Raw genomic sequence first — 12,648 nt, forward strand, 5'->3', positions numbered from 1 at the left:
TTCCTGCCTTTTCAGACGACCCCAAGACAATCATAAAACCAACGAAACAAGACTGATTTATATGGAAAAACTCTGGCTCAACAGCTACGAACAAGGCGTCAATGCCGAAATCGACATCACGCAATACAGCTCTATCAGCGACGTATTCCGTCAAAGCGTTGAAAAATTCGCGCATCAACCCGCGTTTCAAAACATGGGCAAAACGCTCACTTACGCCGAGGTCGGCAAGCTGGCGGAAAATTTCGCTTCCTATCTGCAAAACGTCCTGAAGCTGCCGCGCGGCGAGCGCGTGGCGATTATGCTGCCCAACCTGCTGCAATACCCGATTGCACTTTTTGGCATCCTGCAAGCGGGGCTGGTGGCGGTAAACACCAACCCGCTCTACACCCCGCGCGAGCTGGAGCATCAGTTGAAAGACAGCGGCGCGACCACCATCATCGTTTTGGAAAATTTTGCCAACACGTTGGAGCTGGTGCTGCCGCGCACGCAAATCAAACACGTCATCGTCGCTTCTGTCGGAGAAATGTTCGGCTTCTTCAAAGGCACGCTGATGAATTTCGTGCTGCGCAAAATCAAAAAAATGGTGCCCGAATACCGTATTGCCGGCGCTATCCCTTTTCAGACGACCCTGAAAGAAGGTGCGGCGCATACCTTCCGCCCCGTTACCCTGACCCGCGAAGATACCGCGCTGTTGCAATACACGGGCGGCACGACCGGCGTCGCCAAAGGCGCCATCCTCAGCCACGGCAACATCTGCGCCAATATGCTTCAGGCGAAAGAATGGATTAAAAACCAACTGCGCGAAGGTAAAGAAACCGTCATTGCCGCGCTGCCGCTTTACCACATCTTCGCCCTGACGGTGAACCTGATGATTTTCACCAACGCCGGTTCCAAAATCATCCTGATTACCAACCCGCGCGACATGAAAGGCTTTATCGGCGAACTCAAAAAAGAGCGCATCAGCGTCTTCATCGGCGTGAACACCTTGTTTAACGGCATGGTCAACCAACTCGATTTCGCCACCGTCGATTTCTCCAATCTGCGCCTGACTTTGGGCGGCGGCATGGCGACTCAAAAAGCCGTCGCCGAAAAATGGAAAAAAATTACCGGTACGCCCATCGTCGAAGCCTACGGTCTGACCGAAGCCAGCCCCGGCGTGTGCTGCAACCCGCTCAATATCGAAGCATACAGCGGCGGCATCGGATTGCCCGTTCCTTCCACCGAAATTGAATTGCGCGATGCAAACGGCAAAGAAGTCTCCATCGGACAGCCGGGCGAACTTTGGGTGCGCGGTCCGCAAGTGATGCAAGGCTATTGGAACCGTCCCGAAGAAACCGCGAAAACCATTGATTCGCGCGGCTTTTTGGAAACCGGCGACATCGCCGTCATGGACGAAAAAGGCTGGTTGAAACTCGTTGACCGCAAAAAAGACCTCATCGTCGTTTCCGGCTTTAATGTTTATCCGAACGAAATCGAAGAAGTCGTGTCGCACAACGATAAAGTCATGGAAGTCGCCTGTATCGGCGTGCCTAACGAAAAAACAGGCGAAGCACTCAAAGTCTTCGTCGTCAAAAAAGACCCGAGCCTGACCAAAGAGGAACTCATCGCATTCTGCCGCTCCGAGCTGACGGCTTATAAAGTGCCGAAAGACATCGAGTTCCGCGACGAGTTGCCCAAGTCCAACGTCGGCAAAATCCTGCGCCGCGAGCTTCGCGAACAAGCGCAAAACAAATAACACCGAAAGGTCGTCTGAAAAGCATCCCGCACCTTTCAGACGACCTTTAATCATCATGGAAACCAGCACATGACCCATACCGTCCATCTTCAATTTGAAGACATCGACAATACCGTCCTCCAACGTCTCTGCGGCGCGCTCGACGGCAATCTTGAAGCCCTAGGCAAAGCCCTCGACATCCAAATCAGCCGCCGCTTCGAACACTTCACCTTCATGGGCGAACTCGCCCACGCCGGCCGCCGCGCCTTGCTCGCGCTTGCCGAAGCCGCCGAACAAGGCGATTTGGACGACAACGCCATCCGCCTCGCCGCCGTCGAAGCCAAAACTGCCGACGACAAACACGAAGAAAAGCATCACGATCAACAATATTATTTCCGCACCAAACGCGGCAGCATAGGCGGGCGCACCCCGCGTCAAAACGGCTACATCCGCGCGCTGTTGAACCACGACGTCGTCTTCGGACTCGGTCCAGCCGGTACGGGTAAAACCTATCTCGCCGTCGCCGCAGCCGTTGATGCCATGGAAAAACACCAAATCGAACGCATTGTCCTCGTCCGCCCCGCCGTCGAAGCAGGCGAAAAACTCGGCTTTCTGCCCGGCGATTTGGCACAAAAAGTCGACCCCTATCTGCGCCCGCTCTACGACGCACTCTACGACCTGATGGGCTTCGACCGCGTGACCAAACTGATGGAAAAAGGCCTGATCGAAATCGCCCCGCTCGCCTATATGCGCGGCCGCACGCTCAACGGAGCGTATGTGATTTTGGACGAAGCGCAAAACACCACGCCCGAACAGATGAAAATGTTCCTGACCCGTATCGGCTTCGGCGCAAAAGCCGTCATCACCGGCGACATCAGCCAAATCGACCTCCCGCGCAACATCAAATCCGGCCTGAAAGATGCCCGTGAAAAACTGCGCGACGTAGAAGGGCTGTATTTCCACACCTTCACCAGCGAAGACGTCGTCCGCCATCCGCTGGTGCAAAAAATTGTGGAAGCGTATGAAGCGGCAGAAGAGCAGGCTGAAAAAAATAATACCGCCGAACGATGAACGATGAAGTTCAAAAAGGTCGTCTGAAAACCGGAAACATGGTTTTCAGACGACCTTTGTGGTATTCGCGCGTCTTGATGATTTTGCGAAAGTATCTTCTGGATTTTAAGAAAGACTTAAACCCTATCAGGCAGCAAAACAGTCTCAGCTTTGCCGCCCTTCTCCCCTAGCTTCGGACTACTTTGCGCACTTGGGGAATGGCGTGCAGGTTGTGAATAATTTGGTTGATTTGCGCCAAGTCCTTCACTTTGATGATGAACTTGAATTCGACAAAGCCTTCCGTACCTGCCAGCGCTTTGTTGGGGGTTTCGACGGACTCGATATCCGCGCCGGAATTGGAGATGGCTTGCGCCATAAGGGCGAGCAGGCCGTGGGCATCTTCGGACTGGATGCTGAGTCCGGTGCGGTAGGTATGGCTGCCTATGCCTTCCCAGTTCGCATCAAGCTGCTGTTCGGGGTCGGATTTGAGCAGGGTCGGACAGGTATCGCGGTGGATAATCATGCCTTTGTCTTTGACCAAAAGGGCGCGGACGGAATCGCCCGGAACGGGGTGGCAACACTCGGCAAAATGGATGCGGCCGGTTTCTTGGTCGTTGACTTTGATGGGGCTGAGTTTGACTTCGCTGCCGAAGTGCTGCCCTGCCAGCTCGGCGATGTGCATGGCGACATACACGGGCAGGGTGTGGCCCATGCCGACGTTGTAGAGGACTTCTTCAAACGAGGTTTGTTTGTCGTTGAGGTCGGCGAGGTATTTTTCTTTGAGGTCGTCTGAAAGCAATACGTCTTTGGGCAACAGGCTGGACAGGGCTTTTTGCAGGAGGTTTTCGCCGAGGATGATGGCATCGTGGCGGTTGAGGTTTTTGACGTATTGGCGGATGGCGCTGCGCGCGCGACTGGAAACGGTGAAATTCAGCCATGCCGGATTGGGCTTGGCGTGTTCGGAAGTGATGATTTCAACGGAGTCGCCGGTTTTGAGTTTGGTACGCAGGGGCATCATGGTGTTGTTGATGCGGGCGGCGACGGTTTTGTGTCCGATGTCGGTGTGGACGGCGTAGGCGAAGTCTATGGGTGTCGAACCCTTAGGCAGCGTGAGAATTTTGCCTTTAGGCGTCAGGATATAGACTTCGTTGGGGAACAGATCGACTTTGACGTGCTCAAGGAACTCGATAGCGTTCGCGCTGCTGGCTTGCAAATCAAGGATGTTTTTCAGCCATTGGTTAGTATGGAGGACAGCTTGATCGACGGTATTTTCGCCGGATTTGTATATCCAGTGGCCGGCGATGCCTCCTTCGGCTACAGCGTCCATTTCGCGCGTGCGGATTTGGACTTCAATGGGCAATCCGTAAGGACCGACCAAAGTTGTGTGCAGGCTTTGGTAGCCGTTGCTTTTGGGGATGGCGATATAGTCTTTGAAGCGGCCGGGCTTGGGCTGGTAGAGATTGTGCAGCGCGCCGAGGGCGGCATAACAGGCGGGGATGCTGTTGACGATGACGCGGAAGCCGTAAATGTCCATGACTTCGGCAAAGCGCAATTTTTTCGCCAACATTTTTTGATGGATACTGTACAGGTTTTTTTCCCGCCCTTTGATTTTGGCTTCGATGTTCACGCCGACCAAACGCTGGCTGAAGGCACGCAAAACTTTGCCGACGACGTCGCGGCGGTTTTTGCGGCTGTTGTCCATCGCTTTTTTAAGGGTTTCGTAGCGGTTCGGGTGGAGGTTTTGAAACGATAAATCCTGAAGCTCTTGGTAGGCGTTGTTCAAGCCGATGCGGTTGGCGATTTGGGCGTAGATTTCGAGGGTTTCTTTGGCGATGCGGCGGCGTTTGTCGGGACGCATGGAGCCGAGCGTGCGCATATTGTGCAGGCGGTCGGCGAGTTTGACGACGATCACGCGCACGTCTTTGGTCATGGCGAGGATGAGCTTGCGGAAACTTTCCGCCTGATGCTCGGCATGATCTTCAAATTTGAGTTTTTCGAGTTTAGAAAGCCCGTCCACCATCTCGGAGATGGTTTCGCCGAATTCTGCAGCCATTTCGATTTTGGATACGCCCGTGTCTTCGAGTACGTCGTGCATCACGCCCGCGCACAAGCCTTGTATGTCCATGTGCCACAATGCAAGTTGCGTGGCGACGGCAAGGGGGTGGGTAATGTAGGGTTCGCCGCTTTTACGGGTTTGTCCGTCATGGGCGTGAAAGGCGTAGGCGACGGCTTTTTCAAGCTCGGCCTGTTCGGATGGGCTGAGATAGGAGGCGGTACGGAACAAAAGTTCGCGGGCTTCGGCAGTCAGCGCGTCGTAGGGGGCAGTGGGCTGGGGGGCGGGCATTTCAGACGGCCTTCGGTGTGTGTTTTGTTTTGAGCCGTCAGACTGTATCGGTCGGATGTGTCGCGCCGATACAATCCGCGCGGCGGTTGGGCAGGTTTTGCCTGCCGGTATTATTTGTTGCGTGTCAGCAGTTCGGTACCGATTTGACCGGCGGCGATTTCGCGCAGGGCGGTAACGGTCGGTTTGTTGTTGCGGATGTCGTCAACCATAGGGGCGTTGCCGTTTTCAAGCTGGCGCGCGCGGCGGGCGGCGACAAGGGTCAGGTCGAAATGATTAGGGATTTTGCCAGTGCAGTCTTCAGTGGTGATACGGGCCATTTGTTTGCTTTCTTTCTATTAATTTGTGATGGAATGTAAATGCGTATTTTCGCTGTTTTTCAGGAATTTTCCAACAGGTTTGAGATAAATCCTTGCTGGGAAGATTTTTTCAGACGACCTGCTTTGATGATGTGAAGCAAATCAGCTTCCGCCCTGTCTAAATCATCGTTGACGACGATATAGTCAAACAGGACGGATTGTTCGATTTCGTGGCGCGCTTTGGAGAGGCGGGTTTGAATGACTTCCTCGCTGTCGGTGCCGCGCCCGATAAGGCGTTCGGCAAGGACTTCGAACGAAGGCGGCAGAATGAAGATGCTGCTGGCTTCGGGCAGCGATTTGCGCACCTGCGCCGCACCTTGCACATCGATTTCCAAAATCACGTCGTAACCCTCTTCGCTAAGGGAATTGACCCCCGCGATACTGGTTCCGTAATAATTGCCGAAAACGTTTGCGTGTTCGAGGAAGGCTTTTTGCTCAATTAAGGATTCAAATTCTTCTTTGGGAACAAAATGATAATGCACACCATGCTGCTCGCCTTCGCGCGGCTGGCGGGTGGTGTGCGATACGGAGACGCGCAAATCGCCGTTGTTTTTCAAAAGACGGGAAACCAGCGTGGTCTTGCCAGTGCCGGAAGCGGCGGAGATGATAAAAATATTGCCTTTTTTATGGGGTTTCATGATTTTGGTACCGATGGGATTATCCGTTGATTGTAGCATACGGGGCGTGTAATTTCATGTTCAGACGACCTTTTAGCCCCGATGGATTTGGCAACCGGCAGTCTGACGGCTACAATATCGTGTTAAAAACTTTTCATTTGGGAACACGCAAAATGTTGGTTCATCCTGAGGCGATGGGCGTCGCCGCATTGGCGGACAAAATCCGCAAAATCGAAAACTGGCCGCAAAAAGGCATTTTATTTCACGACATTACACCGGTGCTTCAAAGCGCGGAATATTTCCGCCTTTTGGTGGACTTGCTGGTTTACCGCTATATGGGTCAGAAAATCGATGTCGTGGCAGGCTTGGACGCACGCGGCTTCATCATCGGCGCGGCGTTGGCGTATCAGTTGAACGTCGGCTTCGTCCCCATCCGCAAAAAAGGCAAGCTGCCTTTTGATACGATTTCGCAAAGCTACGCATTGGAATACGGCGAGGCGACGGTCGAAATCCACAAAGATGCGGTCAAACCCGGCGCGCGCGTGCTGCTGGTCGATGATTTGGTCGCAACCGGCGGCACCATGCTCGCAGGCGTGGAATTAATCCGCAAACTCGGCGGCGAAGTCGTTGAAGCGGCGGCGATTTTGGAATTTACGGACTTGATCGGCGGCAGCAAAATCCGCGAAAACGGCGTTCCCCTGTTTACCCTGCTGCAAAACGAAGGCTGCATGTAAACTTTGCCCATGCCTCAAAGGTCGTCTGAAACAGCCATCCCGCTTTTCAGACGACCTTTTTGTTGTCCCTGATTACGCGGTTAATGTAAATATCGGTTTCAGATTCGGATAATGCCGCCAAATCGTTTAGAATACGGTTCTAATTGATTCTAATAAAGATACGGCAAGTAATGAACGCACAACGCATATTTTCCCTCTCGCTCAGCCTGATTGCCGCAGCCGTCTTGTCGGCGTGCGTCTCTGAAAACGACACCTCATCCAAAGAGCCTGCCTCTTCCCTGACCGAACCCGCCTCCATCCCCGCCCGCCGCGCGGAAGGCGAATCCAAAGTATTGTCCGATTACGGCCAATATCAAGGCGCGCTGGACGCTGCCAAACGCGGCGACGATATGTGGGTGCAACAATTCTTGGCTCAGGCGGGCGACAGCGCGATGGCTGAAACCGTCCGCAACGAATGGCTCAAAAGCCTCGGCGCGCGCGGACAATGGGATATGTTCCGCCAAGAAAACAAAAAGCTGAATGCGGCGGGTCGGGTGCAGGAAGTGCAATGTTATGCCGAACTGAGCAGCGGCAGCTACAATATGGCGGCAGAGCTTGTGCGCCTTACCAACAAGCTGCCTGCGGGCTGTACCCGCTTGGTCGAAAGCGCGGCATCGGCAGGTCGTCTGAACAACAACGACGCATGGCGCCGCGTGCGCGGATTGTTGAGCAACAGCCAAACCAGCGACGCACGCAGCTTGGCAGCCGCATTGGGCAGCCCGTTTGAGGGCGGCTCGCAAGGTGCGCGCGAATACAGCCTTTTGAACGTCATCGGCAAAGACGCGCGCAAATCCTCCTCCGCAGCTTCTACGCTGTCCGGCATGGAATCCGGCTTAAGCCGAGAACAAAGCAGCTTCGCATGGGGCGTATTGGGACTCTACCAAGCGCAAAATCAAATCATGCAGACCGCGTTGAGCTACTACAACCGCGTTTCCGACCGCAAACAACTGACCGACGAGCAGTTTGAATGGTACGCCCGCGCCGCCCTGCGCCTGAAACGCTGGAACGAATTGTCCGGCATCATCCAACAAATGCCCGACAATCTGCAAAAAGACCCGACTTGGCAATACTGGCTGGGCCGCAGCTACGCCGCACAAGGCAACCAAAGCCGTGCTAAAGAAATGTACGAAAAAGCCGCCGCAAGCGGACGCAATTTCTACGCCGTCTTAGCAGGCGAAGAACTCGGCCGCCGCGTCAATACCAAAAACAACGTTTCCGACGCCGATAAAAAAGACGTCCGCCGCATGGCAGACGACGGAGCCATCAAACGCGCGCTGGTTCTGTTTAAAAACAGCCAAAGCAGCAACGATGCCAAAATGCGCCGTCAGGCGCAGGCAGAATGGCGTTTCGCCACCCGCGACTTCAACGAGGACAACCTCCTGACTGCCGCGCAGGTCGCCTTTGAAAACCAGTTTTACGATATGGCGATCAACAGCGCCGACCGGACCGAGCGCAAACTCAACTACAACCTGCGCTACCTCTCTCCGTTTAAAGAGACCACCGTCCGCTACGCCTCGCAAGCAGGCATCGATCCGGCTTGGGTTTACGGTCTGATCCGCCAAGAAAGCCGCTTCGTCATGGGCGCGCAATCCAGCGTCGGCGCACAGGGCCTGATGCAGGTTATGCCCGCCACCGCCCGCGAAATCGCCGGCAAAATCGGCATGAGCAGCAGCGAACTCTACACCATGGACGGTAACATCCGCATGGGTACATGGTATATGGCAGATGCCAAACGCCGCCTGCAAAACAACGAAGTGATGGCAACTGCAGGCTACAACGCCGGTCCCGGTCGCGCACGCAACTGGCAGGCTTCTACGCCTCTGGAAGGCGCGATTTACGCCGAAACCATCCCCTTCACTGAAACCCGCGACTACGTCAAAAAAGTCATGACCAACGCGACCTACTACGCATCCCTGTTCAACGAACCGCAAACTTCGTTGAAACAGCGTATGGGAACCGTTCCGGGTCGTTATTGATTGACGCGGCTGCATACTATCGGATTGTTCGATAGGTGCGAAAGCTAAAAGGTCGTCTGAAAAACCTGAATCAGGTTTTTCAGACGACCTTTTGTATAAACCGGGTCTGACAAGGAGTTTATCGCAGGGATAGTCGGTTAGGATGAGCTACTTGCTATCCGTTGCTGTTCTTAGCCCCGATTGCACGAGGTGATATGACTGCTTTTGGTTTCATGGGGAAATAAAGAAAACCCGCCGAATAATCGACGGGTTTTCGTATGGTGGCGGAGTAAGAGGGATTCGAACCCTCGATGCAGGTTGACCCCACATGCTTCCTTAGCAGGGAAGTGCCTTCAGCCTCTCAGCCATTACTCCTAAGGAAGTGCGTAATATACTGGTTTGGTTCGGACGTGTCAAGCCGAGCCTGAGTGTATTTTTTAACCGTATGAAATCATTTGTATAAAATATAAAGAAACGTAAAATTGTAGCCCGTATGCGGCGGCTGGTACAATTCATGCTTGGTTTCAGGATGTGATGAAAATGAATGATTTGATTGTATTGAACAAGCCTTATGGCGTGATTTGCCAGTTTTCGGCGCATGAAAAGTATGGGTGTTTGAAAGATTATGTGGCGCTGCCGGACTTTTATCCGGCGGGACGTTTGGATACGGACAGCGAGGGTTTGCTGCTGTTGACGAACGACGGACGTTTGCAGGCACGGATTGCGGATCCTAAGTTTAAACTGGAGAAAACTTATTGGGCGCAGGTGGAAGGTTCGCCCGACGAAGCGAAGCTGGATATGCTGCAGCGCGGGGTCGATTTGGGGGATTTTGTCACGCGTCCGGCAAAGGTTCGCGTATTAGAGGCGGGCGAAGCGGATGTTTTGTGGCCGCGCGTGCCGCCTATCCGCGTGCGTAAATCCGTGCCTGATTTTTGGGTGGAAATTCGGATTTCGGAAGGCAAAAACCGGCAGGTCAGGCGGATGACGGCTAAGGCAGGCTTTCCGTGTCTGCGTTTGGTCAGAGTGGCGATAGGTCGTCTGAATCTATTTGATTTGGGCTTGGCGCTTGGGCAATGGACGTTTGCGCCGCATAAGCCTTGATGAATGGCTGTTTATTAAATTAATTGGCTGAAATTGATTGGCTGAAGATTAAAAAAGGTCGTCTGAAAACCTTGTGATACGGTTTTCAGACGACCTTTGCCATTAGAGATTAATGATGCGTATGACCGATTTGGAAGGTCATGGTGGTGTAGTTCGCCTGTTTTTGGCACACGCTTTGATCGGGGAAATCGGCTTTGTGTTCTACGCTGGCTTTCCAGAAGCCTTGGCGCAGGGGAATGATGCTGACTTCGCCTTTATCATCCGTAGTATCGGAGAAGGCTTGGGCTTCGGTTTTGTGGGTTTTGCTGCGGTCGCTGGTGTCAAAACCGTCGAATGTGGCGGTAACGGTGGCGTTGGGCAGCGGCTCGCCGTTGAAAAGGACACGGACTTTGAAGCGTTCGCCGACGTGGACGTTGGCGGGATTATCCAGCGGGACGATTTCTAAATGTTGTCCGACTTGCTTGGTGATGACAGCAGTGTCTGCACTTTCGTGTCCGACGTTGACGATGTTTTTACCGAACATTCGGGTTTGTTCGCAATAGCTGGCGTCAGGCATTTCTTTGATGCTCGCCTGTTTCCAGCCTGCGCTGTTTTTGGACCAGAAGGTCGGCTGGTATTCGGCGATAACGAGGTAGCTGCCGTCTTTAACGGGCTGTTTGCTGCGGTATTGGTAGTTGAACGTCCCTTTTTGAATCAGATTTTCTTTGCCTTTTTCGGTAACGAGCTGCATGGGTTTGCTGAAAATGTGCAAGCGGTCTTTGGCGATGGGTTCGAGTTCGGGGAACTCGCCATAGCCCAATTCGGCTTGCAGATATTCGCCGCCGTGCGTATGGGCGGTTTCGACCCAGACGCGGTGTGCGTGGGCGGTTGTGCTGAACAGGAGTGCGGATGCGATGAACAATGCGGTTTTTTTCATGGTTTCTCCAAATGTATCGGGTAGAAAATTTGATTGGTTATAATATAACAATTTTATTTATAACGAAACGGTTTCATAAAAAAAGGTCGTCTGAAACAGGATTTCTGTTTTCAGACGACCTTCGCTTATCTGGTGTTTAAGCGTTAACCGGCTTTAGAAGCAATCTGAGGTTTTCGTTTTTCACTTGCAACAGCAAATCGATATTGGGATGCTTGCCCGGATTGGCTTGCGCATCGGCAACGTGTTCGGCAAACCAGTCCAGACCCTGCGTGGCGGCGGCGGCATCGAGTTTGCCACCGAAATTCAATGCCAAAGCGTTATACAGCTTGAGCGAGCCTTGCTTGCCGGGGGCATTGGGGATGTGATGGACGGCTTTGCCTTGTGCGTCGAGGATGTCGAGTCCGCTCAAATGACCGATGTCAGGCATGGCAGCGAGGTTGTCTTGGAAGCTCATGGGTGTCCTTTCTAACACGGGATTTTCAACGAAAAATACCTTGTATAGTGGATTAACTTTAAACCAGGACGGCGTTACCTCGCCTTAGCTCAAAGAGAACGATTCTCTAAGGTGCTGAAGCACCAAGTGAATCGGTTCCGTACTATCTGTACTGTCTGCGGCTTCGTCGCCTTGTCCTGATTTTTGTTAATCCACTATAAAAAGGTCGTCTGAAACCCATACATTCAGTTTCAGACGACCTCAAATCACGAATCAGCGCGTACCGAAAATCTTATCGCCTGCATCGCCCAAACCGGGGATGATGTAGCCGTTTTCGTTCAGATGGCTATCGAGGGCGGCAGTGTAAATAGTTACGTCGGGATGCGCTTCATTGACGGCTTTGACGCCTTCGGGCGCGGCAACGAGTACCAACGCTTTGATATTTTTGCAGCCTTTCGCCTTCAGCAAATCAATGGTGGCAACCATAGAGCCGCCGGTCGCGAGCATGGGGTCGATAATCAGCGCGGGACGTTCGTCCATGCTGTCCACGAATTTTTCAAAATAAGAAACGGGCTTGAGCGTTTCTTCGTCGCGCTGCAATCCGACTACGCTGATTTTAGCGGTCGGAATCAGGTCGAGTACGCCGTCGAGCATACCCAAACCGGCACGCAAAATCGGTACGACGGTCAAGGTTTTGCCCTTGATGCGGTCGCCTTCGATTTGACCGCACCAGCCGTCGATAATGTATTTTTCAATTTCAAAATCACGGCTAGCTTCATAAGCCATAAGGCGCGCCAGCTCGGTAGTGAGGGTGCGGAATTTGTAAGTGCTGCAATCGGCCTCGCGCATGAGCGTGAGTTTGTGGCGGACAAGGGGATGATTGATAACGGTTACGTTCATTTGGCAGGCCTCGGATTGTTTTTGAATGGGCGTGATTATACTTTTTTTTGAATACTCGGAAAAGCAGGCAGAACACGGAAAAAGGTCGTCTGAAAAAGTTTTCAGACGACCTTTTGCTATCTTTCATCAGGCTTTCAGCAAATCTTGCAATTCGCCGGCTTCGTACATTTCCATCAAAATATCAGAACCGCCGACAAATTCGCCGTTGACGTAAAGTTGTGGGATGGTCGGCCAATCGCTGTATTCCTTAATACCTTGGCGGACGGCATCGTTTTCCAAAACATTAACGGTTACATAATCAGTACAACCTGCGGCATTAAGAATTTGAACTGCGCGGGATGAGAAACCGCATTGCGGGAACTGCTTCGTGCCTTTCATAAACAAAACAACGCGGTGGGTGGTAACAACTTCTTTAATTTGGTCATGAATAGAGGTCATGGTGTGGTATTCCTTATTGGCATAGTCGGTTAATCGGGAGTTGCGCCATTA

12 protein-coding genes and 1 tRNA gene are annotated in these 12,648 nt (G+C 52.9%); 5 read left to right on the top strand and 8 right to left on the bottom strand.

The window, feature by feature from the left end; all coding sequences use genetic code 11:
• Nucleotides 1-61: 61 nt before the first annotated feature.
• The gene (locus DBY90_RS06720; RefSeq protein ID WP_070492865.1) at nucleotides 62-1,735 is read left to right on the top strand and encodes an AMP-binding protein; all 1,674 of its coding nucleotides are present in this window, start codon (nucleotides 62-64) and stop codon (nucleotides 1,733-1,735) included.
• A gap of 69 nt (nucleotides 1,736-1,804) precedes the next feature.
• Nucleotides 1,805-2,785 carry a PhoH family protein gene (locus tag DBY90_RS06725; RefSeq protein ID WP_070492867.1) on the top strand — a complete coding sequence of 327 codons (981 nt, stop codon included), beginning with the start codon at nucleotides 1,805-1,807 and terminating at the stop codon, nucleotides 2,783-2,785.
• Between the two features lie 166 nt (nucleotides 2,786-2,951).
• Here DBY90_RS06725 and DBY90_RS06730 read toward each other — a convergent pair whose 3' ends face one another.
• From DBY90_RS06730 to gmk, 3 genes are all read right to left on the bottom strand, one after another.
• Complete coding sequence (locus DBY90_RS06730) at nucleotides 2,952-5,108, bottom strand: RelA/SpoT family protein (protein WP_107986876.1); 2,157 nt, start codon at nucleotides 5,106-5,108, stop codon at nucleotides 2,952-2,954.
• A 110-nt stretch (nucleotides 5,109-5,218) separates the two neighbouring features.
• Complete coding sequence (gene rpoZ / locus DBY90_RS06735; RefSeq protein ID WP_003740638.1) at nucleotides 5,219-5,425, bottom strand: DNA-directed RNA polymerase subunit omega; 207 nt, start codon at nucleotides 5,423-5,425, stop codon at nucleotides 5,219-5,221.
• A 59-nt stretch (nucleotides 5,426-5,484) separates the two neighbouring features.
• Entirely contained in the window at nucleotides 5,485-6,102 is a 618-nt protein-coding gene (gene gmk / locus DBY90_RS06740; RefSeq protein WP_070680915.1) for a guanylate kinase, read from the bottom strand.
• A 152-nt stretch (nucleotides 6,103-6,254) separates the two neighbouring features.
• Between gmk and DBY90_RS06745 the strand changes: the two genes are divergently transcribed.
• Together DBY90_RS06745 and DBY90_RS06750 are read left to right on the top strand one after the other, a co-directional pair.
• Entirely contained in the window at nucleotides 6,255-6,815 is a 561-nt protein-coding gene (locus tag DBY90_RS06745; protein ID WP_009311093.1) for an adenine phosphoribosyltransferase, read from the top strand.
• 170 nt (nucleotides 6,816-6,985) lie between these two features.
• The gene (locus DBY90_RS06750; RefSeq protein WP_107986878.1) at nucleotides 6,986-8,830 is read left to right on the top strand and encodes a lytic transglycosylase domain-containing protein; all 1,845 of its coding nucleotides are present in this window, start codon (nucleotides 6,986-6,988) and stop codon (nucleotides 8,828-8,830) included.
• A gap of 261 nt (nucleotides 8,831-9,091) precedes the next feature.
• Here the strand turns inward: DBY90_RS06750 and DBY90_RS06755 are convergent.
• A tRNA-Ser gene (locus DBY90_RS06755) sits at nucleotides 9,092-9,184 on the bottom strand.
• Nucleotides 9,185-9,349: 165 nt separating this feature from the next.
• Between DBY90_RS06755 and DBY90_RS06760 the strand changes: the two genes are divergently transcribed.
• Nucleotides 9,350-9,910: a pseudouridine synthase gene (locus DBY90_RS06760; RefSeq protein ID WP_107825749.1), complete on the top strand. Its 561-nt coding sequence runs from the start codon at nucleotides 9,350-9,352 to the stop codon at nucleotides 9,908-9,910.
• A 109-nt stretch (nucleotides 9,911-10,019) separates the two neighbouring features.
• Here the strand turns inward: DBY90_RS06760 and DBY90_RS06765 are convergent, their stop codons facing one another.
• The 4 genes from DBY90_RS06765 to grxD all read right to left on the bottom strand — a co-directional run bounded on the left by DBY90_RS06765 (nucleotide 10,020) and on the right by grxD (nucleotide 12,597).
• Nucleotides 10,020-10,826 carry a DUF4198 domain-containing protein gene (locus DBY90_RS06765; RefSeq protein ID WP_070491707.1) on the bottom strand — a complete coding sequence of 269 codons (807 nt, stop codon included), beginning with the start codon at nucleotides 10,824-10,826 and terminating at the stop codon, nucleotides 10,020-10,022.
• Nucleotides 10,827-10,962: 136 nt separating this feature from the next.
• On the bottom strand, nucleotides 10,963-11,280 hold the full coding sequence (locus DBY90_RS06775) for a DUF2322 family protein (RefSeq protein ID WP_070491709.1): 318 nt from the start codon (nucleotides 11,278-11,280) through the stop codon (nucleotides 10,963-10,965).
• 252 nt (nucleotides 11,281-11,532) lie between these two features.
• Complete coding sequence (upp, locus tag DBY90_RS06780; protein ID WP_003744890.1) at nucleotides 11,533-12,159, bottom strand: uracil phosphoribosyltransferase; 627 nt, start codon at nucleotides 12,157-12,159, stop codon at nucleotides 11,533-11,535.
• A 126-nt stretch (nucleotides 12,160-12,285) separates the two neighbouring features.
• Nucleotides 12,286-12,597, bottom strand: coding sequence for a Grx4 family monothiol glutaredoxin (grxD, locus tag DBY90_RS06785; protein WP_016688349.1), 312 nt, complete (start codon nucleotides 12,595-12,597; stop codon nucleotides 12,286-12,288).
• Nucleotides 12,598-12,648 lie beyond the last annotated feature (51 nt).

It is taken from the genome of Neisseria mucosa (assembly GCF_003044445.1).
GTDB classification, from domain to species: domain Bacteria; phylum Pseudomonadota; class Gammaproteobacteria; order Burkholderiales; family Neisseriaceae; genus Neisseria; species Neisseria mucosa_A.